A 21,076-nucleotide genomic window follows, 5' to 3' on the forward strand; every position below is an offset into this window, starting at 1 on the left:
ATCGTGGCCAAGAACCGCTCGGGCGCGACCAAGACCATTCCGCTGACTTTCCTCAAGGAATACACCACCTTCGTCGATTACACCGATGGAGGGGGCTACGGGGCCTCCGGGGGCAACTATGGCGGTGGCGGAAGCAGCAGCGGCGGAGGGGGAAGCTACGGCGGGGGCGATTCGGGCAGCTACGGCGGCGGAGCGGACTCCGGAGGCAGCTACGGGGGCGGCAGCAGCGGCGATCCGGGGCAGGAAATGGGCTTCTGAGAGCCTCGTTGATCCAAAAATCAATAGAAATTTCAGTGAGTTGAGTCACCCCGCGTTTGTAACAACTCCTTGACACGGGGCCCTGCTCCGGCTTAGATGGGGGCAAATGCGGTGGGTTTGGGGCGTCCCGAACCGCCGCGCTTATAATTTTTGCCCCTGGATCTCAGCGACGGCTTGAGCCGAAACCGCCTGCAGAGCTTCCGGTCACAAGGAATGACCCAGCATGTGGAATAAGGAAGTCGCTCTTTCGCTCGTCCCGCTCGCCGTTTTAAACGGCCTCATCATTGGCTCGCTATTCGTGTTCCTGGCCCTGCGCGCCCTCGGCATCGTCAAAAAAGAAGATTACATCGAAGACCACAAGCACCGCGCGACCGTGGTGCTCGGCTCCACCCTGCGTGAGTTCTGGCTGTGGTTTACAAGCCCGGTCGAGCGCACCCTCATCGCGCTTCGCGTCACCCCGAACCTGATCACGACCGTGGGTCTGCTGCTCTCGATGGTGGCAGGCGTGTTCTATTACATGGGCCACGTCGGCACGGCGGGCTACATGCTCATTCTCGGCGCCTGCTGCGACTACTTCGATGGCCGCGTGGCCCGCGCCACGAACCGTCAGACCCAGTCGGGCGCCTACTACGACGCCGTGCTCGATCGCGCCTGTGAGGGCGCGGTGCTCATGGGCATTGCGGGCTACTTCCAGCACACCGCGCTCGTCTTCATCCCCATGGTGGCGCTCGTCGGCTCGTTCATGGTCAGCTACACCAAGAGCAAGGCGGAGGCCATGGGCGTCAAGTGCGACCTGGGCCTGATGCAGCGCCCCGAACGGCTGTTCCTGCTGGCCAGCACCTCGCTCTTCGATCCCCTGGTGAAGTCCTGGGCCGTCAACCACGGATTCCCGGACGTGCACTATCTCATGCTCGGCGCGGTCGGCGTCATCGCGATCCTGACCCTCTACACGACCTATCAGCGCATCTCGCACAGCTTCCACGCCCTTGAGGAACGCGATGCGGAAGAAGCCGCCGACGTGGCTCCGCTGGAGCGCACCGCCAGCTAGCCGCTCTGAGCTCGACACCAAAAAGGCCCGCTTTTGCGGGCCTTTTTATTTTCCAGGGGGAAGGGCGGCTACCAGAAAATGAGCCCGGCATACCCCACAACGCGCTCGCGATCGCCGAAGGCATCGCCGCTGGTCGCGTAGGCTTCGAGCTCGCAGTGACTGGCACCGAGCGCTTTGACCGCCGAGATCATTGCCGTTGCCGGCAGGTAGCCGCACATGGTGATCCCCCTGGAACGGACCGTCTTGTAGAGACCGTCGGGATCGAGGGCGAGCATTTTGTCGATGGCCATGGCGTCGAGCTCGCGGGTGCGCGCGTCACTGAGATAGTGGTTCATGTCTGAGGAGGTGACCATCACCACCGGTTCGGGCCACTCGCGCACGAAGGCGGCGAGCTCGGCCCCCAGTTGGTGGCACTCAGCGAGGGACAGGCCGCCCAGGGTGATCGGGACGAAACGGGCGCCGGGGTTGCTCGCCTGCAGGAAGGGGAGTTCCACTTCGAGGCTGTGCTCCTGGAGATGGGCGGCGGTGTCGCTCTCCAGGATGCTGGAGTTCTCTACCAGCGTGGCCGCCGCTTTTTCGTCGACGGCGATTTCCCCAAGCGGGGTGCGCCAGCTGCCACTGGTCCAGACCGAGGCCCGGGTGCCCAGCCCCGTGTGGTTGGGGCCGAGCAAAAGATAAAGGGGAGCGGGCACGATCCGCGCAAACACGCGTCCGGCCACGCTCCCCGAAAACACATAGCCCGCATGAGGAACCAGTACTCCCTTCGCCTCGATCCGTCCCTTGTCCTCCCTTACCTCGCAGAATCTGGCGATTTCGCTGCGAAGCTCGGTTGGGTTGGCGGGATAGAACCTGCCGGCGACTGCGGGAGCCCGAATACTCATACGGGCTATTGTGGGGTTTCCCCCGCTATGCGGTCAACGCAGAAGAATTACTTCTTCTTGGCGGTCTTCCGCTTCGCAGTCTTGCGCTTGGCAGCCTTACGCTTCGGAGCCTTCTTGGCTGCCTTCTTCTTGGCGGCCTTCTTGCGCTTCGGAGCCTTCTTGGCTGCTTTCTTCTTGGTTGCCTTCTTGGCGGTCTTCTTCTTGGCGACCTTTCGCTTGGCAGCCTTGCGCTTCGGAGCCTTCTTGGCTGCCTTCTTCTTCTTCGGAGCCTTCTTGGCTGCCTTACGTTTCGTAGCTTTCTTCTTCGCTACCTTCTTCTTTGTTGCCTTCTTGGCGACTTTTTTCTTAGCCGCCGTCCGACGTTTACGAACTGCCATGAACACACGTCTCCTTTTGAGAGTAGAATTTGAAAAATAGTATACAGATGTAGTTTTTCATTGCAACACAAAATTCGATTGTGGCGTGACTCTTGCGAGCGCACTCGCCGACCGGGTACGCTTCGGCCTGATCGCAACCCAACGCATCGTCACGTCAGTCCGAAGCAAGTGCGAAGCCGATTGGCTCACTTCCAGCGGGGATCGAATGAGCGGAAATTCCGACAACCTTCGCAGCGGTGTCGACAGCGTGCTTGGTCCCGTCATCGATCGCCTGCGCAAGGAAGCCGAAGCGGATCTGCGCATCGCAAAAGAGGATTTTGCGCGGGAACTGGCCGAAATACGCCGTAAACAGCAAGCTGCGTTCTTTACGAGCTTCACGATCTTTGCCGTGATTTGCCTGGTTTTGCTCGGCGGAACATGGCTGACACTCGACCGAATGGGCACTGCAGCAAGCGAGCGCGCGCAGGGAGAGCAGTCGCGCACCGAGCGACTGGGGACCCTTGAAGAAGAGACCCGCGCGCGGCTCGACAGCCTGATTACCCTGGAACGGCGCCTGCGCGTGGAGCTGCTGGAGCAGGGAGAAAAAAAATCGCCGGAGGCCCCTGCAGCGGGCGAATCCGCCCCCGCGGGGGAGCAAAGCGAAGCAGCGGCCGAGTAGACGGGGGCCGCCCCCCGGTGATAGAGGTTAGAGACCGAGTATTTCGTCGACCCCGATGCGAGCAGGCAGCCGGCCTGCACGGATGATTGCCGCATGGGGGCGAAGGAGCCGAATCGATGGACGAGAAGAAGCGAAAGATCCTGCTGGTAGCCGGTGGCGTGGTGGCACTCATCATCCTCACGGTGATCCTCCTCTTTATTGTGGGAGGTGACGAAACGCCCCCCGTTCCCGATTCGGCGCCCGTGGCTGAAGTGCCCGAAGAGGACCTGAGTGCCGAGTCCGAGATGGCAAAGGCTGAGCCCGAGGACCTGGGCGCCGGGCTGATCGAGCGTCTGGAGCGCTACACCGTGCGCGATCGCGTGAGCCTGCAGTCCGTCGCGGCCCGCGACGACGTCTATGCCGACCAGTCCAGGTGGTGGGTGCTGTTTGCCGCCAATCCCGGCGCAGTGCGCTACCTGTTCAAGGACGAGTTCGGCAACTGGGTGGCGGTGGTCAATCCCGGGAGCACGCTGGAGATTCCCGAGCCCCGCGAGGTTTCCGCCTCCGAACAGGCAAATCTGCGCAAGGGATTCAATGCCTTCGCCGTCCAGTTCGGCAGCTATTCCGAACGCTCCAATGCCGACGACCTGATGGGCCGCCTCAAAGAGGGCGAGCCCACCATGGACTTCTATGAGTCCCCGCTGACGGTGGACGGAATTCCCCGCATTCGCATCCGCGCCGGCCTGTTCTCGCGCTGGGGCGACGCAGAGGAATACGGCCGCCGCATCGACCAGCGCTACGACGAGGTCAAGGACTACTACGTCGTGGCAGTCCCCAGCCGGGAAGAGTCCCGCGTCAACGGGATCCTCGCGGGCATCTATCAGTAATTGGTATTTCGAGGGCAGGCTTGGGCGCTTGCTCGTGCAAATTGCTCGAAGGGCGAGGCATCTGCCTCGCCCTTCTTCGTGAATCAGTAGCAGTTGAGGCAATCGCGCCGAGTCAGACCCGCTCCATCGGCTCGAAGAGTCGTTTGTACTCTTCCATCGCGAAGCGGTCGGTCATCCCGGCCACGTAGTCGCACACCGCGCGCTCGATTCCCTGGGATTCGCTGCGGCTGAGATAGGCCTCGGGCAGCAGGCGGGGGTGTTCCAGGTAGACCGGAAAGAGTGCCTCCAGAATCTTTCGACACTTGATCCGCATCCGCTCGACCCGCGGGTGCATGTAGAGGTTCTCCATCAGGAAATCCTTGAGCTGGCCGCGTGCCCGGTTCACTTCTTCGGGGTAGCCGATGAGGATCTTCCCGTGGGCATGGACGTCGTCGAGGCTCTGCACCCCGGAGTCCTGGATGAGCTTCTCGCTGTGGGAGACGAGCTCGTGCATCAGGTAGCCGATCAGGCGGCTGATCGCATTGTAGCGTCGCTGCTTTCCGGCGACCTGGCCGTGTTCGGCCTTCACTTCCTTGAGCATTTGCGCCCACAGGGGAACCTCGGCGATGAGCTGCTCCTCACTGACCAGGCCCGACTCGATGCCGTCGTCGACATCGTGGTTGAGGTAGGCGATCTCGTCGGCGAGGTCGATGAGCTGGGCTTCGAGCGTCGGGACCGTGCCGGGCTCGAGCACGCGGGCGCGCCGGGTATCGGCAATGGGCTTGTCGTGGGAGTGTTTGAGGATTCCCTCGCGCGTCTCCCATGTCAGGTTGAGGCCGGGGAAGTTGGGGTAGCGCTCCTCGAGCTCCTCGACGATGCGCAGCGACTGGTAGTTGTGCTCGAAACCGCCCGCTTTTGCGGCAAGCCGGTCGAGCACGTCCTCGCCCGCGTGACCGAATGGCGGGTGCCCCATGTCGTGGGAGAGGGCGAGCGCTTCGGCCAGGGCTTCATTGAGTCCCAGGCGCCGGGCCACCCCGCGGGAGATCTGCGCCGCCTCGATCGTGTGGGTCAGGCGCGTTCGGTAGTAGTCGCCCTCGATGTTGATGAAGACCTGGGTCTTGTATTCGAGCCGTCGAAAGGCGCCGCAATGGATGATGCGGTCGCGGTCGCGCTCGAAGTCGGGGCGCACGTCGCGGAAGCGCTCTTCGTGGGCGCGCCCCCGGGGGGAGGGGCTGGACACCGCGTAGGGGGCCAGCTCTCCGGTCTCTCGGTAGTAGGGCATCTAGTTCTTCTTTGCCGGCGCGGGCAGGTGCTTGAGCAAGTTGCGGATGGTCGAGCGATCGGGATCGGTATCGGGCGCGACGCGCAGATACTCGCTGAAAGAATTGGCCGCATCCTGCAGTTCATCGCGGTTGTAGTAGAGCGTGCCCAGGTTGTAGTGGGCCTGGAACAGCGTAGGGTCGGCCGCCACGGCCTGCCGGTAGTATTCGATGGCGACGGAGGGCTCGCTGTCCTGTTTCTCGAGCGCGGCGTTGTACCACTCGCGGGCGCTCCAGCCGCGCTGCGCGGGGGCGGGGGTAAAGCTCACGTCGGCTCCGGCGAAGGCCTCCTTGGCCAGCCGTGATTCTGCGTCGGAGATATAGCGTTTGACCGCCGGCACGTCCGGGTCGCTCGGCGAGAGCTGGGTGAATGCGCGCAGGTGCTCGATGGCCACATCCCACTCGTCATGCTTGTAGGCGATCAGGCCCAGGTTGAGCCGGGCGCGCGCGAAATCCGGGTCGTAGCGCACGGCCTTTTCGTAGTGGCTGCGCTCTTCATCGGAATCATCTCCCAGACGGACCCCCAGATTGAATTCCTGCACTGCGGCGCGCTGGCGCTCTTTCTGGCTCATTCCGGCGATCTTGGCCTCGAGCGGATCGGGCTCGGGTGCCGGCGCAGCGGGTTCGGGCTCGGGCTTCTTCTCGGCGACGGGCTCCTCCTTCTTCTGGAACCCGCCCAGCACCAGCGTGCGGACCTTCTCGCCCAGGGCGTCCTGGACCTCGATCATATCCTTGCCGGTGAGTTTGAGCTTGTAGAGCTTTTCGTCCTCGACGGAGGCAATCATCACGTTGAGGCGGAAGGTGTCGGCGCCCTTCTGGTAGGTGCCGAAGACGACCCACTGGGAGAGCATCACGGTGCCAAGGCGCACGGCGTCCTTGGGACTCAGCGGTTTGGCCGGATCGAGCACCATGGCCCGCTTGAGGGCCTCCTCGGTATCGGCGCGGGTCGGCACGCTGATGCGCTTTCCATCGTGGAGCTCGAATACCAGCGAGTCGGCCATGGCGGTGCCGATGTCGGCCGGTGAGGCTGCCGTGGCAGGGTGAAAGCGCACGATCGCGACGGTTACCGCCTCGGCCGCCTCGGCGCGCGAGCCGAGCGGGAGGGCGAGGGAGATGAGCGCGAGTGCGCACAAGATGGCGATGCGAGCGGTCTTGAAATCAAACATCCGTGGATGACCCTGCTTTGTCTGGCGTATGTTGCCCAAATCTCATATATTTTTAGGCAGTTAGGCGGCTTCCCACAAGCCCGAAGTGGTTTTGGCTGCCCCGGCGGTCTGGAGGGCTTTCTCCAGCCCACCTGAATGCAGGGAACGAGGCGCATGTTTCAGCGAATCAAGGACGATGTGACCACCGCGCTCCGGCGCGATCCGGCCGCCCGCACGTGGGTGGAGGTGCTCCTTACCTATCCGGGGGTTCATGCGCTGCTCTTTCATCGCCTCTGCCACTGGCTCTGGAACCACGGGGCCAAGCTCACGGCTCGTTTTCTCGCTCACATCTCGCGCCTGCTCACGGGCATCGAGATCCATCCGGGCGCGACCATCGGCGCGCATTTCTTCATCGACCACGGCATGGGCGTCGTCATCGGCGAGACCACCGAGATCGGCGACAACGTGACCATCTATCACGGCGTCACCCTGGGCGGAGTCTCCACCCACCGCGGCAAGCGCCATCCCACCATTGAAGACAACGTGGTGATCGGCACGGGCGCGCGCATCATGGGACCACTCACCATCGGCCACAACTCGCGCGTGGGGGCCGGCTCGGTCGTCATCGCCGACGTGCCGGCCAATGCCACGGTTGTGGGCGTGCCCGGCCGCGTCGTCATGCGCGAACACCTGCGCGAGGGCGATGATGTCGATCTCGAACACAACATCCTGCCCGATCCCGAGGGCCAGGCCCTCGATGCGCTCTCGAAGGAAGTGCAGGAACTGCGCAAGCGCCTCGAACAGATCGAAAAGGCCGCCGGTTCCGCGCCGGAGACATCCGGCGATGACGCGAAGAAGCGCGCCTCGGGTTCCTGATCTATGGACGAGCGTTCCTACTTCGACCACGCAGCCAGCTCGCCGGTAGTACCCGGCGTGACCGACGCCGTGCGCGCGGTGCTCGAGGAGGGCTGGGGCAATCCCTCCAGCGCCCACTTCGAAGGCCGCCGGGCGCGCCGCCGGATCGACGAAGCGCGCGAGAGCGTCGCCGCACTGGTGGGCTGCGAGCCGGGGGACGTCGTCTTCACGTCCGGTGGCACCGAGTCCAATGCCCTGGCAGTGGGCGGGATGCTCGCAGCGGCCGATCCCGGCGCGCCTCTGGTACTCAGCACGGTGGAACACTCCTCGGTCAGCCGCCTGGCAGAGCGCGCCGCCGACGCGGGCAGGGCAGTGCTGCACGTGGGCGTCTCGCGTGAGGGGGAACTCGATCTGGCTGCACTCGACCGGGCGCTCCAGAGCAAGCCCGGCCTTGTCTCCATCATGAGCGCCAACAACGAGACGGGAACGATTTTTCCCATTGAAGAAATCGCAGCACGCTGCCGCGCCGCCAATGCGCCATTGCACAGCGATGCGGTCCATTGTCTTGGGAAAAGCGAAACGCCGCTGGCCCGGCTCGGCGCCGACGCGCTGAGCCTCTCGGCCCACAAGATCGGCGGCCCCCAGGGCGCGGGCGCGGTGATTCTGGGCAAATGCGTGGCGATCAAGGACGTGCTGGGCGCCGGCAACCACGAGCGCGGGCTTCGCGGCGGGACCGAGAACCTGCCGGGGATTGTCGGTTTCGGCGTGGCCGCGCGTTACTGGACCGAAAACGGCGAAAGCCTGCGCGGGCATCTGCGCGAAACCGGCCACGCGGTGCGTGCGATTCTGGCGGCCATCGAAGGCGCGCAGATCCTCGCCGAGGGCGCGCCCGGTTACGCGAGTACCTGCTCAGTGATGGTGGGCGGAATTTCCGGGGAGGCGCTGCTCCAGGCGCTGGACCTTGAGGGCATTTCCGTGAGCATGGGAGCCGCCTGCAGTTCGGGGGCGCTCGAGCCCTCGAAGCCGCTGCAGGGCATGGGCTACGCGCGCGAGGAAGCGGCCTCGGCTGTGCGTTTCTCCGTCGGATGGAATACCAGCGCCGAAGATGTCACCCGGCTCGGCAGGATTCTGCCTGCAATCGTCGAGCGGCTGCGCGGCGCAGGTCGCGCCCGGCAGCAGCGACTTAACCGCGCAAGCGGTTGAACTTTCGGACCTCCACAGCCTAAAGTCTCTTCCAATTATGGCATCTGTTGTACTAGGCATTGATCTGGGGACCACCAACACCTGCGTGGCCGTATGGGAAGCGGGCAAGCCCCGTGTGATCTCTTCGGTCGACGGGACGAACACGATTCCCAGCGCCGTCGCCCTCACCGATAGCGGCGAGTGGCTCGTGGGCTCGGCGGCCCTGCGCCAGAGGGTGGCCAAACCCACGCGCACCGTGACGGAGGCCAAGCGCCTGCTCGGACGTGGCGCCGACGAGATCGCCAGGCTCCAGCCGATCTATCCCTTCACGCTCGCCCCCCACAAGGGGAACGTCGGCGTGAAGATCGGTGAGAAGGAATACTCGATTCCCGAGCTCTCGGCCGTGGTCCTCGATCATGTCAAAGAGCGCGCCGAAAAGGTGCTCGGCGTTCCCATCAAGGAAGCCGTCATCACGGTGCCCGCCCATTTTAATGAGCGCCAGCGCCAGGCCACCCGCGACGCCGGCCTGATCGCCGGGCTCAAGGTTCGCAAGATCATCAGCGAGCCCACCGCCGCGGCGGTCGCCTACGGCATGGGCCGCGGCGAGGGCAAGAAGGTCCTGGTCTTCGACCTTGGCGGTGGCACCTTCGACGTGACGGTCATTCACGTCAAGGACAAGTCCTTCAAGGTTCTTGCCACCGGCGGTGATGCCAAGCTCGGCGGCGCCGACTTCGATACGCTGCTCGTCGATTTCCTGGTGGACCAGTTCATCAAGCAACATCCGGGCGTGGATCCCCGCCAGGTTCCCGAGAGCCTCTCGCGTCTGCAGGAAGCGGCCGAGAAGGCCAAGTGCGAGCTCTCCACCACGGTGCAGAGCCCCATCAATCTGCCGTTCATCGCGGTGGTCAACGGCCAGCCCGCGCACCTTGAGACCACTGTCAACCGCGCCTTCTTCGAGCAGCTTGCCCATCCGCTCATCGCCCGTTGCATCACTGCGATGAAGAACACGCTCGGCGACGCCAAGCTCAAGTTCATGGACATCAACGAAGTGCTGCTCGTGGGCGGCATGACGCGCATGCCGAAGATCGCGGCGGAGGTGCAGACCCTCACCGGCAAGCCCCCCTCGAAGGGAATCAATCCCGATGAGGCGGTGGCCGTGGGCGCCGCGACGGTGGGGCAGTGGATTGCCGAGGACGCCAAGCAGGAACTCATCGACGTGGTACCGCTGCCGCTCGGACTCACGCTCTCGGGCGGTCGCTTCGGCGTGCTCGTGCAGAAGAACACCCCGCTGCCGGTGAAGGTGACCAAGCCCTACACCACCTCCAAGGACAAGCAGCGCAAGATCAAGATCCACGTCCGCCAGGGCGAGAGTGAAGAGGCCAAGGAGAATATCCTGCTCGGCGCGTTCAACCTGATCCTCGCCGACGAGCAGCCCAAGGGAAAACCCAAGATCGAGGTGACCTTCGAACTCGACAAAGACGGCATCCTCAACGTCACGGCCGAGGACAAACAGGCCGGCAAGCGCGGCAAGGTGCTCATTCGTCCCCAGGAAGACGAAGCCATCGGCATCGAGGAAGAGATCCGCAAGGCCGAGGTCGATACCGCCGCATTCGACAAGGCGAAAAAAGAACTGGCCGCGGTCGAGGGCCTCTTCGCCCAGCTCGGCGGCGGCATTTCCGGTGCCGAGCGCGCCGACATCGACGGCAAGCTCCGGGCGCTTCGCAGCGCCATCGTCGAGCAGAACCTGCCCGAGGTAAACAAGCTCCTGCCCGAGGTCACCCAGCTCGGCGCCGCCCACATGGCCAAGCTCCGCGGCGGGTGAGAGGGCGCAGAAACCTTTCTCATGGAATGTGTAAAACCGCCAGCGGTGATCTATACGATCGGTATCGTAATGCTTTTGCTTGGCATTGTTCTCCTATGGAGTTCCAATGGTTTCGCGAAAACGGCCGCACGGAATTTGGTCATTCAGGCTCGTTGTTATGCACCGATCGGTTGGATAATTCTGGCTGTCTCGATTGTTACCCTTGGCTTCAACCTAGTTGTTCAGCCCTTTCTCAGCAGCCCATTTCTTCTCCTCGGGCCGGTCGGGCTGGGCTTGTTTTTGATAGTTGCAGGAAGCGGTGTGGGGCGGCGGTGGCTGGAACTATCTAGTGAGTCAATCAGGGGTTGGTATGCTTTCAGCTACACTCTAGGTGGGGTTGGCCTAGTAATAATGGGAGTCGTAGTGGTGGTATTGGCTTCAGAGTGCTAGTTGGCTTGCGCCTCGCCCGGCTTTCCTTCTTTTTACCACCCAGCGCAGACATACTTGTGCAAAGCGGCCAGCAGGACGCCAATATACCCCAGATTCCCCCCTCCTTGCGCTTATCCGCGCCAGCGTGCTAGGAAAGGGCCCTCCGGGCGCTCCCTGAAGCCAGAGGCGCGCCCTGCACATAAATACCGTAGACAGGTTTTAGAATTCTCATGGCGAAGAAGAAGTCGAACAAGAGCGACCGCGAAGCAATTTTGAAGCACCTTGAAAGCCGCGTGGAGACTGCCAAGAAGTCCCTCGCCGCCGTTGAGGACAAGTCCGAAGGCAATCCGGCCGCCCGCGAGGCGCGCAAGCGCCTCAAGCGCGCCCAGCGTGCAGTGGCCAAGCACAACAGCTACCGCGGCAAGACGCTGGCCAGGCAGGCCGAGATCGCCGCGCAGAAGGCCAAGGACGCCGAGGCTTCCGCGCCGGCTCCTGCCGCTGAAGCGCCCGCTGAAGAAGCCGCTGCCGAGTAACCCTCGGCCGGTTTCGGCGCTTTGGGCGCCCCCCGGCGCGTAGCGCATTTCGCACCTCATCCATCCCCAGAATCGGGAAATGGTTTCGTGACGGGTTTTCCCTGCGCTTTGGTCGGGGTATATCCATTCCATGCTTCCTCGGTTCAACATCTTTGTCGAATGGCTCTGCCGCTGGTACCTCTCGCGGGTGTCGGTGAGCCAGCGCTTTCTCTCGAAATCCCGCGAGCTGCGTGAATCGGGCACCGTCTTCTACGTCGTTCGCGACCGCAGCTATCTCGAAACCCTGGCGGCCAACTATCTGTTCCGCACCCACGATGTGCCGCTGGTTCCCTTCGCCGGGAATTTGAGGCTCTGGCGCTTCGGCCCATTGGCCCGCCTGCTGGGGATGGCACGCGACGGGCTGCTGCGCGTCCTTCGTCTGGCGCCGGGACGAACGAAATACCGCGAGCGCCTCCAGCGCGTGGTTCGTCGCCAGGAAAACGGGCTGATCTTTCTCAAGCGTGGCAAGACCGTCCTCTGGGAATTCTTCGAGGGCAACGACCCATTCTCCATCCTGCTCGAAGAAGCCCGCTACACCTCCCGCCCGCTCTACCTGCTTCCGCAGTTCATGATTCTCGATATGACGCCCACGCCGACCAAACCGCACGTCGGCACGCGGCTCTTCGGCAGCGCCGATGAACCGAGCGTGCTGCGCAAGATGTGGCAGGTGCTCAAGGCCTCGCGCAGCTCCAAGCTCGAATGCGGCGACCCCGTCTGCGTGCAGGAGTTTCTGCAGGCCAACCCGGGCCTCTCCGAAGGCGACCTGGTGCGCAAGCTCAAGCTCGCCCTGCTGGAGGAATTCGAGGCCGAGCGCAAGGTCTTCGCCGGGCCGCGCCTTCGCAGTCGCCTGGATCTCAAGAGCGAACTGCTGCGCGCCCCCCAGCTCTATGACTTCATGCTCGCGCAGGCTGAGCGCGAGGGGACGACCAAGGAAGAAATTCTCAAGCGCGCCGACAAGATCATCGAAAAGATGGCCTCCGACCCGGTGCTGGCCTACGCGCTCGCGCTCAAGCACGTGCTGTTCTGGGGCCTCGACAAGACCTACGAGAGCGTGCAGATCGACTACGAGGGGCTGGAGCGGGTAAAAGCCGCGCTCAAGCGGGGGCCGGTCATCCTGCTGCCCAACCATTCGAGCCACGTGGACTACCTGCTGATCTCGTGCCTGTTCAATCAGGAGCATTTGCAGCTCCCCCAGATCGCGGCCGGCGACAACCTGACCTTCTGGCCCATGGGCCACATCTTCCGAAAGAGCAGCGCCTTCTTTATCCGGCGCAGCTTCCGCGGCGACCGGCTCTACACGCAGGTCTTCGATACCTACCTGACGTATCTACTCAGTGAGGGATTCGCCATCGAGTTCTTCATCGAGGGAACCCGATCGCGCGCGGGCAAGTTGCGACAGCCCCAGTTCGGGATGCTCTCGCGCATGGTGGCCAGCTACTTCGAGGGGCACGCCCCCGGGCTGACCTTCATTCCCGTCGGCATGGACTACGAGCGCATCTTTGAAGAGAACACCTACCGGCGCGAGCAGCAGGGCGCGGCCAAGAAGAAGGAGAGCGCGACCTCTCTGCTTTCCCTGCCGCGCGCGCTCAATGAACCGCGCGGCCACATGTATCTGCGTTTCGGCCAGGAAATCGACATGGAGGATTTCTGCCGCGAGAGTGGGCTCAACGTCTCGGCCGCCAACGGGCGCCGGGAAGTGACCCGCAACCTGGGCGTCGAGATCCTCCACCGCATTCAGGACGCCCGCACCGTGACGGCCACCGCGCTGCTCACGGCGGGGATTTTGACCGAAGCGCACGCCACCCTGGGCCATTCCGAGGCCGTGCGCCGCGCGCTGTTCTTCCGTGAAGTGCTCGCCTCGCGCGCCATCAACATGGGCGTGGGCGTGAGTCCCGCCGATTCCGACGCCCAGGTCGGCGAGGCCATTGCCGCAGCGGCCGGCCGCCTCATCACGGCCGAGGTGCTGTCCCTGCAGGCGCAGGACGGCGAGGACGTCTACTCCGTTGTGCCCGAGCAGTATCTGATTCTCGATTACTACCGCAATTCGCTGGTGAACCCGCTCGTCGACCTCTCGCTGGTGGCGCACCTGATGCACGGGCGCGAGGGGCAACACGTTGCTGCCGACGATTTGCGCCGCGACTTCGACTTCCTGATGAACGTCCTCCAGAAGGAAGTTGTTACCCGGTTCACGGACCTCGATCAGGCCGTGCAGAAATTGCTGGAGATGGGTGTGGTGCGCGGAAGCACGGAAGCTCTGGAAGTAGCCGATGAAACCGCGCTGCTGCTGCTCTCGGGCCTCACACGGGCGATTCTCGATGGCTATCTCTGCGTGGCCAGCGCATTCTCGACGCTGGCGGGCGAGCCCATCGACAAGGTGGCGCTTCTTGAGCTGCTGGAACTCGAGCAGCAGAAACTCCACGAAGCAGGGCGCATTTCCCGCGACGATCTGCTGACCGTCTCGCTGCGCGATCAGGCCTTTGACATGATGGTGGACACCGCCATGCTCGACCGGCGCGAACAGCGGGGTGATGACGATGGACGCAAGTCAGTGGAATATGCGGTAAAGAATGCCGACGCGGTGGACGAGGTCTTTGCCCGCCTGGGCGCGATCCTTCAGCGCAGCCCGCTTCGCGCCCCCGAAATCAGCGAGCAAAAAACGGAGGCGGAACCGGCTCGGGTTCGTCTGCAAGGATGATGTCGTAGGTCTCCAGCAGCGTGCCCACCGAGAAGCGGTAGGTCGCGATGGAGTTGTTGTAATCGGCAATGGCGCGCTGGTAGGCGCTGCGTGCGGTGTTGGCTTTCTCTTCCTGCTCCAGCACATCGAAGCTCGTCGAGAGCCCCACCTCATAGCGGCGGCGCTCGGCCGCCAGGTTTTCCTCGGCCAGCTCCTGCCCGACTTCGGTCGTGCGAATGCGCTTGGCATTGGTCAGCACGTCGCGCATCGCGCGGCGCACCTGCATGAGAATCTCCGTGTCGTGAATCTTGAAATTCTCCAGCGCGAGCTGCTGGTCGAGTATGGCCTTGCGCAGCTTGGCCTGCGTCTCGCGCGAGCCGAGCGCGATGGAGAAGGTGGCACTGACCTTCCAGTAGGGGGTGTCGGCATCGAAGATCTGTTCATAGGTCCGACCGAATTCGCCGCCGAACTGGGTGTTGAGCGGAATGGCGTTGATCGAGGTCGACTTGGGCGCCACATCGCCGGCAAGGCCCACCAGGCCGCCCTCCACGCTCAGGTCGAGCTGGGGGAGCTTGGCATTGCGCGCCAGCCGCGAGCTGATGTCCAGATTCTCATAGGTCAGGCGCGCGATCTCGTAGTCCGGGCGGCGGCGGCGGGCGAGCTGAATCGCCTCGTCGGCGCTGGGCAGGACCGTCTCGGTTTCACCTTCATCGACCAGCTCGATCTTCGCATTGAGCTGTTCATTGTTCTTGGTCAGGCCCAGGATGCGCTTGAGGTTGTCCTCGGCAAGGCCGACCTGGTTTTCGGCAATGACGACGTTCTCTTCGCGGCGGGCCGCGCCCTCACGCGCCTGGGTCAGGGCGATGGGCGGGTCGAGCTTGACGCGCACGCGGTTCTCCGCGATGCGCACCAGGTCAGTTGCCACCTTGAGCGAGTCGCGCTGGTTGTTCAGGTTTTCCAGGGCGTAGGCCAGTTCCCAATAGGCCTGAATCACTTCCAGAATTCGCTCGGAAATCTCGATGTTGAACTGCTGGGCGGAGATCTTGCGCTGGGTGCGCGCGATCACCACGTTGCCCATGTTCACGCCGAGGCCAAAGCCCTGCAGCAGGGGCTGGGTCAGCTTGGCGTTGACCGTAGTCTCGTACTGGGGCGAGAGCAGCACGAAGCCGCTGGTACTCTCGGAGCGCTGGTTGGTGACGTTGAGCGAATACTTCGTGCCGGTCGAGAGCGCGCCCGAGAGGGCGAAGTTCAGATCAAAGGTCTTTTCATCGACGATCGGGTTGGTCGGATTGAACAGGTTGGGCTGGGGCGTCGTCGAGTCCTGGTAGGCGGTGGTCACGCTGAAGATGGGATCGAAGCGCCCCAGGCTCTGGGTCACGTCGGCGACGGAGCGATCGAAGTCGATCCGGCTGATCATAATCTCTTCATTGTTGTCGAGGGCCAGCTCGATTGCGCGCGCCAGGTTGAGCGGCAGGCGCGAGCCGGCGTCCGAGAACACGCTTTGCTTGCTGACCGGAGCCTCGGTCGCCGCCTCGGCTGCCACTTCACTCGCGGGCTCGTTCGAAGCGGGATCGGCCGCGCTTTCCTGCGCCGCGACGGGAGCGGCGATGACAAGCAACGCAAACCAGAGCAGAACTGCCGGAAGTCGTTTCAAGGGATGGGTTGTCCTTCCTGGGCAAGAGGCGCCGTAGCGCCGATTGCTGGTGTGAGGGGCCGGTCGCCTCTGTTGCGTCCGCAGGGGCCTCAACGCGGCCACACGGTAACAAGCCACGGGCCCCCGGGCAAGGAGGCTGCCCGGCACTGGCCAGTGTTTGGCGAAGCGGGCTAGAGTCCCCGGCGCAATGAGTGTGATCTCCACCGTGAACCTTCTTCAGCGCGCCCGCGAAAGCGGCCGTCCGCTGGTGCTCGCCCATCGCGGCGGGCGGCACCTTTATCCCGAGAACACGCTGGAGGCCTTCTCCCGCTGCTTTTCCGACGGTGCAGAGGGTGTGGAGCTGGACGTTCGTTGCACGCGCGATGGAAAAGTGGTCGTCTTCCACGATGCCGAGCTCGAAACGCTGACCGATGGTCAGGGTCGGGCCTCCCACAAGAGCTGGGAAGAGATCCGAACCATTCGGGTACGAAACCACCAGGGCGACTTGACCGATCAGACGATTCCGCGTTTCGAGGAAGTGCTCGAAGCGCTGCCGGTGGATGGTTTTCTCAACGTCGAGATCAAGTTCGAGCGTGGCAGCTATCCCGGGAATTCTTCGCTCCCGCTGGTGCGGCGCACGCTGGAAGTCCTTCGCGGCGAGAGCGCGTTCGGAGAGCGGCCGGTCATCATCAGTTCCTTTTCCATGCAGGTGAACCTGCAACTGCGCGCGCTGGCGCGTGACTTCGCGCGCGGTTACCTGTTCGAACAGCGCTGGGGCGTGCCGCGCTACCGGCGCATCGGCGACCGGCTGCTTGCGGCCCACGCGCTCCATCCGGCAAAAGAACTCGTCAGCGACGAACTCATGGCCGCCGCGCGCCGCGCCGGCCGCGAGGTGGCGGTGTGGACCGTCAACGAGCCCGATGACATGCGCCGCCTGGCGCGCATGGGGGTCGGGGCGCTCATCACCGACCGGCCCGACATTGGGCGCGAGGTGGTCGATTCGCTCGGGCAGGGCGGGGGGCGCGCATGAGCGGCGGCAGCGACTGGCTGGGCCGTCTGGCGCGCCCGCTCGAATCGGCCTCGCAGAACGACTTCCGCGCGCTCCCGCGCGTGCGCGATCTGGGCAAGGCGATTCTGAACATTCTGCAGAACGCTCCCGAAGAGACCGGCGGCGGCGCCGAGCAGTTTCGAGAGCGCATGGCCGCGCTCTTTGGCGACTTCGACACGCTGCCACTTCCGGTGCGGCGCGACCGGGTGGCGCGCGCGTTAAAGCTCATCACCGAGGCGCGCCAGCAGAACCTCTGGCCCGAGAGTGCGCAGAGCAAAAACGACTCAAAGAGCAAGGAATCCGCCACGCCCGATGGCAGCGGCAAGGTTCCGCCCGAACCCGCCCCGCGCGAGGCGGAGCTTGCGCGCAAGGCCGCCCGCGCTCCCGAGGGGGACCTGGCCCGCGCGCTCAGCGAGCTCGATACCGATGTCACCTATGTGAAGGGCGTGGGCCCGCGGCTCGCGCAGGTGCTGGGAAAGCTGGGCATCGAAAAAGTCGGGGACCTGCTCTGGCACCTGCCGCATCGCTACGAGGACCGGCGCGACGTGCGCAAGATCGCCGAGCTCAAGGGCGGCGAGAGCGCGGTGGTGCGCGGCAAGATTCTTGGCGCCGGCCGTGCGGGGCGGCGCGTCTACGAGGCACTGCTCGGGGACGAGACCGGGACGATCTCGCTCAAGTGGTTCCGTTTCAATGAAAAGCAGCTCCGCGATCGCCTGGAACGCGGCGAGGAAGTCTTTGCCACCGGTGAGGTGAAGAGCTTTCGCGGCAAGCTGGAGATGACCCATCCCGAGCTCGAGAGCGCCCTCGACGATGAAGAAGACGGCGGCCGCGAGGCCATCGTGCCCGTCTATCCGCTCACCGAGGGGCTCCACAACAGGCGGATCCGTACGATTGTCGGCAACGCCCTCGACAAGTTCGCTCCCTACATGCTCGACGCCGTGCCAAACTCGCTCATGGGCGAGCCCCTTCCCACGCTGGCCGACTCGCTGCGAGAGCTGCACCGCCCCGACGCGGGCAACGACCTGCAGCGCCTCAAGGCGCAGGCCACGCTCTACCACCAGCGTCTTCGCCTGCAGGAGGCCTTCTATCTGCAGATGGGCCTGGTGCGCAGCAAGATGGAGCAGGCGGCAGAGCAAGCCCCAGCCTTTGATCCCGAGCCCGAGCTGCTGCAAAAGCTCATGGCTGCGCTGCCCTTCAAGCCAACCGGCGCGCAGCAACGGGTGATCGCGGAGATCGCCGGCGATCTCTCAAAGCCGCGGGTGATGAACCGCCTCCTTCAGGGCGACGTGGGCAGTGGCAAGACCGTCGTCGCCGCCGCAGCCGCCAGCATCGCCATTGCCGGCGGCGCGCAGGTGGCGCTGATGGCGCCCACGGAAATCCTCGCAGAGCAGCACTACCGCAGCCTCAAAGCCCTGCTGGAGGGACTCGGTGTGCGTGTTGCGCTGCTGACGAGCTCCCAGAAAGTCTCGACCACCGCGGTCAAGCCCGCCCGCGTGCTCCATGACATCAGCGTGGGCGCGGCGGATCTGGTCGTGGGAACCCACGCGATCATCCAGGACCAGGTGAAGTTCAAGAACCTGGCCCTGGCCATCATCGATGAGCAGCACCGCTTCGGCGTCGCCCAGCGTGCCGATCTTCGCGACAAGGGCGAGCACGTCCACTTCCTCGTGATGACGGCGACGCCCATTCCGCGAACGCTGACCATGACGATCTATGGCGACCTCGCAGTCTCGCTGCTCGACGAAATGCCGCCGGGAAGAACGCCGGTCCACACGCGGGTCTATCCGGCCAAGGGGCGCGCCGAGGTCTGGCGGCTCGTTGAGCGCGAGCTCGCCGAGGGGCGGCAGGCCTACGTGGTCTATCCGCTGGTGGCCGAGTCGGAGAAAATGGACCTGCGCGACGCCATCGCCGCGGCCGAGGAACTCCAGAACGAGGTGTTCAAAAATTACCGCGTGGGCATCGTCCACGGGCAGATGAAGAGCGCGGAAAAGGATGACGTCCTCCGCCGCTTCCGAGACGGGGAGGTCCACGTGCTCGTCTCCACCACGGTGATCGAGGTGGGCATCGACGTGCCCAACGCCTCGGTCATGGTGATCGAGCATGCCGAGCGCTTCGGGCTCAGCCAGCTCCACCAGCTTCGTGGCCGGGTAGGGCGCGGCGGGGGGCGATCCTACTGCTACCTGGTGGGCGGCGCCGGAGTTCATGCCGATGCCAACGCCCGGCTCAAGGTGATGGAGCAGGTGAGCGATGGATTCGTGATCGCCGAGGAAGACCTGCGCCTTCGCGGCCCCGGAGAGTTTATGGGTACGCGCCAGAGTGGCCTGCCCGAGTTCCGCACCCTCGATCTGGTGCGCGACCGCGCCATCATCGCGCGGGCGCGGCAGGCGGCCGAGGAAATTTTCGCCGACGACCCGCAGCTCCAGCGCCCCGAGCACCGCGCCCTGTCCTGGGCGCTCACCCACCACTGGAAGCGGCGCGGTCGTTTCGCCCGCGTGGGTTAAGAATCCCTTCCCTGCTTCCCTCTCCCGGCGGGAGAGGGACAAGCGCGGCGAGGCCGCGCTTGGGCGAGGGGGAAAAGCTGGTTGCGGCGCTCCACCCCCTTTCGCATGGGACCGAATCGTATTACCATCAGCGCCCTTTAACGGTCCGGTCGGCGACAAAGAGCGCGACCGGCAATGGTGAGACCCATGTCACGCAACGATGAATTTTACAGAGTGTCCCGGCTGCCTCCTTACGTGCTTTCCGAAGTGGTTGCGCTCAAGAACGCCGCCCGGCACGCCGGCGAGGACATCATCGACCTGGGCATGGGAAATCCCGACCAGCCGCCGCCCGACTCGCTGATCGAGCACCTGCATCGCGCGATCGACAACCCGCGCAACCATCGCTACTCGGTCTCCAAGGGCATCTACAAGTTGCGGCTGGCGATCACGGACTGGTACAAGCGCCGCTACGGGATCGAGCTCGACCCCGACAGCGAGGCCATTGCCACCCTTGGCGCCAAGGAAGGTATCAGCCACCTGATGCTCGCCATCCTCGCGCCCGGCGACAGTGTGCTCGTGCCCAACCCGACCTATCCGATCCACAACTACTCGGTGGTGATTGCAGGCGGCGACGTGGTCGCCGTGCCCATCGGGCCGGGTCAGGATTTTTTCGAGAATCTCACGAAGGCGGCCGAGGGCGTGTGGCCCAAGCCGCGCGCGATGATGCTGTGCTTCCCCAGCAACCCCACCACGCAGGTGGTGGACCTGGCGTTCTTTGAAAAAGTCATCGACTTCGCCAAAGAGCACGACATGCTGGTCATCCACGACCTGGCCTACGCGGACCTTTGCTTCGACGGCTACAAGGCGCCCTCGATCCTGCAGGTGAAGGGCGCCAAGGAACGGGCGGTCGAGGTCTTCAGCGTCTCCAAGAGCTACAACATGCCCGGCTGGCGCGTGGGTTTTGTGGTGGGCAACGCAAAGGTGATTGAGGCCCTGGCGCGCATCAAGGGGTACATGGACTACGGCATCTTCCAGCCGATCCAGATCTCGGTGATCCACGCGCTCAATTCCCACGCCGAGGACGCGGAGGAAATCTGCGAGATGTATCGCGAGCGCCGCGACTGGCTCTGCGACGCGCTCGGTCGCATCGGCTGGCCGGTCGAGCGCCCCAAGGCGACCATGTTCCTGTGGGCGCCCATCCCCAAACCCTTCAAGGAAATGGGTTCCATGGAGTTTTCCAAGCTGCTGCTGCGCGAGGCCAAGGTCGCGGTTTCTCCGGGCGTGGGCTTTGGCGAATACGGCGAGGGCTTCGTGCGCTTCTCGCTCATCGAAAATCATCATCGAATCAATCAGGCGATTCGCGGCATCAAGCGCGCCCTGAGTGCAGGAGCCTGAACCGGACATGGGCAAGGAAATCGGAATCGGAATCATCGGTCTGGGGACCGTGGGAGCGAGCGTGGCGGAGATTCTTGCCACGCGCGCGGACCTGCTGGAGAGGCGCGCGGGCGCCAGGCTCAGGGTCACCTGCGTGTGCGACCGCGGCGTCTCCCAGCGCGGCGAGGCGCTGCCGGCCCACGTTCCGGCGGGCGTGAAGGTTGCGGCGAGCCCGGCCGAGCTCGCGTGCGATGAGAGCGTGGACATCGTCATCGAGCTGATCGGCGGTCTGGACGCCGCGCGCGAGGCCATCCTTGCCGCCATTGAAGCCGGCAAGCCGGTGATTACCGCCAACAAGCACCTGCTGGCCGTGCAGGGCGACGAAATCTTCGAAAAGGCGGAGGCCAAAGGGGTCTCGGTCGGCTTCGAGGCCGCGGTTGCCGGCGGCATCCCGATTCTCAACGCCATTCGCGCCGGCATCGGCGGCGACGAGATCA

Annotated in this window: 18 protein-coding genes; 13 read left to right on the top strand and 5 right to left on the bottom strand. The window is 64.2% G+C overall.

The genetic code is table 11. The features are described 5' to 3' along the window. Together KDH09_01780 and KDH09_01785 are read left to right on the top strand one after the other, a co-directional pair. On the top strand, positions 1 to 258 hold a 258-nt coding region (locus tag KDH09_01780; protein MCB0218398.1), incomplete at its 5' end, for a hypothetical protein. A 223-nt stretch (positions 259 to 481) separates the two neighbouring features. Beyond that, positions 482 to 1,306, top strand: coding sequence for a CDP-alcohol phosphatidyltransferase family protein (locus KDH09_01785; GenBank protein ID MCB0218399.1), 825 nt, complete (start codon positions 482 to 484; stop codon positions 1,304 to 1,306). Between the two features lie 68 nt (positions 1,307 to 1,374). On the opposite strand, the gene amrB is transcribed toward KDH09_01785, so the two are convergent. Together amrB and KDH09_01795 are read right to left on the bottom strand one after the other, a co-directional pair. Further along, entirely contained in the window at positions 1,375 to 2,187 is an 813-nt protein-coding gene (amrB, locus tag KDH09_01790; GenBank protein MCB0218400.1) for an AmmeMemoRadiSam system protein B, read from the bottom strand. A 47-nt stretch (positions 2,188 to 2,234) separates the two neighbouring features. Beyond that, positions 2,235 to 2,564: a hypothetical protein gene (locus KDH09_01795; protein MCB0218401.1), complete on the bottom strand. Its 330-nt coding sequence runs from the start codon at positions 2,562 to 2,564 to the stop codon at positions 2,235 to 2,237. 205 nt (positions 2,565 to 2,769) lie between these two features. Between KDH09_01795 and KDH09_01800 the strand changes: the two genes are divergently transcribed. Together KDH09_01800 and KDH09_01805 are read left to right on the top strand one after the other, a co-directional pair. Next, complete coding sequence (locus KDH09_01800; GenBank protein ID MCB0218402.1) at positions 2,770 to 3,222, top strand: hypothetical protein; 453 nt, start codon at positions 2,770 to 2,772, stop codon at positions 3,220 to 3,222. Between the two features lie 116 nt (positions 3,223 to 3,338). Further along, positions 3,339 to 4,088 (top strand): hypothetical protein, encoded by a 750-nt coding sequence (locus KDH09_01805; protein MCB0218403.1) that lies wholly within the window; start codon positions 3,339 to 3,341, stop codon positions 4,086 to 4,088. A 112-nt stretch (positions 4,089 to 4,200) separates the two neighbouring features. On the opposite strand, the gene KDH09_01810 is transcribed toward KDH09_01805, so the two are convergent. Together KDH09_01810 and KDH09_01815 are read right to left on the bottom strand one after the other, a co-directional pair. Beyond that, on the bottom strand, positions 4,201 to 5,349 hold the full coding sequence (locus tag KDH09_01810) for a deoxyguanosinetriphosphate triphosphohydrolase (GenBank protein MCB0218404.1): 1,149 nt from the start codon (positions 5,347 to 5,349) through the stop codon (positions 4,201 to 4,203). Further along, positions 5,350 to 6,552 carry a tetratricopeptide repeat protein gene (locus KDH09_01815; GenBank protein ID MCB0218405.1) on the bottom strand — a complete coding sequence of 401 codons (1,203 nt, stop codon included), beginning with the start codon at positions 6,550 to 6,552 and terminating at the stop codon, positions 5,350 to 5,352. A 153-nt stretch (positions 6,553 to 6,705) separates the two neighbouring features. Between KDH09_01815 and cysE the strand changes: the two genes are divergently transcribed. The 5 genes from cysE to KDH09_01840 all read left to right on the top strand — a co-directional run bounded on the left by cysE (position 6,706) and on the right by KDH09_01840 (position 14,065). After that, positions 6,706 to 7,407: a serine O-acetyltransferase gene (gene cysE / locus KDH09_01820; protein MCB0218406.1), complete on the top strand. Its 702-nt coding sequence runs from the start codon at positions 6,706 to 6,708 to the stop codon at positions 7,405 to 7,407. Positions 7,408 to 7,410: 3 nt separating this feature from the next. Continuing rightward, positions 7,411 to 8,589, top strand: coding sequence for a cysteine desulfurase (locus KDH09_01825; GenBank protein ID MCB0218407.1), 1,179 nt, complete (start codon positions 7,411 to 7,413; stop codon positions 8,587 to 8,589). 37 nt (positions 8,590 to 8,626) lie between these two features. Further along, the gene (locus KDH09_01830) at positions 8,627 to 10,390 is read left to right on the top strand and encodes an Hsp70 family protein (protein ID MCB0218408.1); all 1,764 of its coding nucleotides are present in this window, start codon (positions 8,627 to 8,629) and stop codon (positions 10,388 to 10,390) included. A gap of 638 nt (positions 10,391 to 11,028) precedes the next feature. After that, a complete protein-coding gene (locus KDH09_01835; GenBank protein ID MCB0218409.1) occupies positions 11,029 to 11,331 on the top strand; it encodes a hypothetical protein in 303 nt (100 codons plus the stop codon). A gap of 130 nt (positions 11,332 to 11,461) precedes the next feature. Further along, positions 11,462 to 14,065, top strand: coding sequence for a 1-acyl-sn-glycerol-3-phosphate acyltransferase (locus KDH09_01840; protein MCB0218410.1), 2,604 nt, complete (start codon positions 11,462 to 11,464; stop codon positions 14,063 to 14,065). Here KDH09_01840 and KDH09_01845 read toward each other — a convergent pair. After that, positions 14,013 to 15,698 (bottom strand): TolC family protein, encoded by a 1,686-nt coding sequence (locus KDH09_01845; protein ID MCB0218411.1) that lies wholly within the window; start codon positions 15,696 to 15,698, stop codon positions 14,013 to 14,015. The two genes, KDH09_01840 and KDH09_01845, sit on opposite strands and share 53 nt — an antisense overlap. A gap of 187 nt (positions 15,699 to 15,885) precedes the next feature. Here KDH09_01845 and KDH09_01850 point away from each other — a divergent pair, with 187 nt between their 5' ends. From KDH09_01850 to KDH09_01865, 4 genes are all read left to right on the top strand, one after another. Continuing rightward, positions 15,886 to 16,707 (top strand): hypothetical protein, encoded by an 822-nt coding sequence (locus KDH09_01850; protein MCB0218412.1) that lies wholly within the window; start codon positions 15,886 to 15,888, stop codon positions 16,705 to 16,707. Next, entirely contained in the window at positions 16,704 to 19,226 is a 2,523-nt protein-coding gene (gene recG, locus KDH09_01855) for an ATP-dependent DNA helicase RecG (GenBank protein ID MCB0218413.1), read from the top strand. Before KDH09_01850 ends, recG begins: the two co-directional genes overlap by 4 nt. A 186-nt stretch (positions 19,227 to 19,412) precedes the next feature. Further along, positions 19,413 to 20,600: an aminotransferase class I/II-fold pyridoxal phosphate-dependent enzyme gene (locus KDH09_01860; GenBank protein MCB0218414.1), complete on the top strand. Its 1,188-nt coding sequence runs from the start codon at positions 19,413 to 19,415 to the stop codon at positions 20,598 to 20,600. Positions 20,601 to 20,607: 7 nt separating this feature from the next. Next, positions 20,608 to 21,076, top strand: a 469-nt coding sequence (locus KDH09_01865) for a homoserine dehydrogenase (GenBank protein ID MCB0218415.1), incomplete at its 3' end; no start/stop codon positions are given.

Source organism: Chrysiogenia bacterium (assembly GCA_020434085.1).
Lineage (GTDB): Bacteria > JAGRBM01 > JAGRBM01 > JAGRBM01 > JAGRBM01 > JAGRBM01.

Excerpts from the sequence above, each read along its gene's own strand:
- KDH09_01860 (MCB0218414.1), top strand. The coding sequence starts at position 19,413 with ATGTCACGCAACGATGAATTTTACAGAGTGTCCCGGCTGCCTCCTTAC.
- KDH09_01815 (MCB0218405.1), bottom strand. The coding sequence starts at position 6,552 with ATGTTTGATTTCAAGACCGCTCGCATCGCCATCTTGTGCGCACTCGCG.
- KDH09_01835 (MCB0218409.1), top strand. The coding sequence starts at position 11,029 with ATGGCGAAGAAGAAGTCGAACAAGAGCGACCGCGAAGCAATTTTGAAG.
- cysE (MCB0218406.1), top strand. The coding sequence starts at position 6,706 with ATGTTTCAGCGAATCAAGGACGATGTGACCACCGCGCTCCGGCGCGAT.
- KDH09_01810 (MCB0218404.1), bottom strand. The coding sequence starts at position 5,349 with ATGCCCTACTACCGAGAGACCGGAGAGCTGGCCCCCTACGCGGTGTCC.
- KDH09_01840 (MCB0218410.1), top strand. The coding sequence starts at position 11,462 with ATGCTTCCTCGGTTCAACATCTTTGTCGAATGGCTCTGCCGCTGGTAC.
- KDH09_01795 (MCB0218401.1), bottom strand. The coding sequence starts at position 2,564 with ATGGCAGTTCGTAAACGTCGGACGGCGGCTAAGAAAAAAGTCGCCAAG.
- KDH09_01850 (MCB0218412.1), top strand. The coding sequence starts at position 15,886 with ATGAGTGTGATCTCCACCGTGAACCTTCTTCAGCGCGCCCGCGAAAGC.
- KDH09_01785 (MCB0218399.1), top strand. The coding sequence starts at position 482 with ATGTGGAATAAGGAAGTCGCTCTTTCGCTCGTCCCGCTCGCCGTTTTA.
- KDH09_01825 (MCB0218407.1), top strand. The coding sequence starts at position 7,411 with ATGGACGAGCGTTCCTACTTCGACCACGCAGCCAGCTCGCCGGTAGTA.
- KDH09_01830 (MCB0218408.1), top strand. The coding sequence starts at position 8,627 with ATGGCATCTGTTGTACTAGGCATTGATCTGGGGACCACCAACACCTGC.
- KDH09_01805 (MCB0218403.1), top strand. The coding sequence starts at position 3,339 with ATGGACGAGAAGAAGCGAAAGATCCTGCTGGTAGCCGGTGGCGTGGTG.
- recG (MCB0218413.1), top strand. The coding sequence starts at position 16,704 with ATGAGCGGCGGCAGCGACTGGCTGGGCCGTCTGGCGCGCCCGCTCGAA.
- KDH09_01800 (MCB0218402.1), top strand. The coding sequence starts at position 2,770 with ATGAGCGGAAATTCCGACAACCTTCGCAGCGGTGTCGACAGCGTGCTT.
- amrB (MCB0218400.1), bottom strand. The coding sequence starts at position 2,187 with ATGAGTATTCGGGCTCCCGCAGTCGCCGGCAGGTTCTATCCCGCCAAC.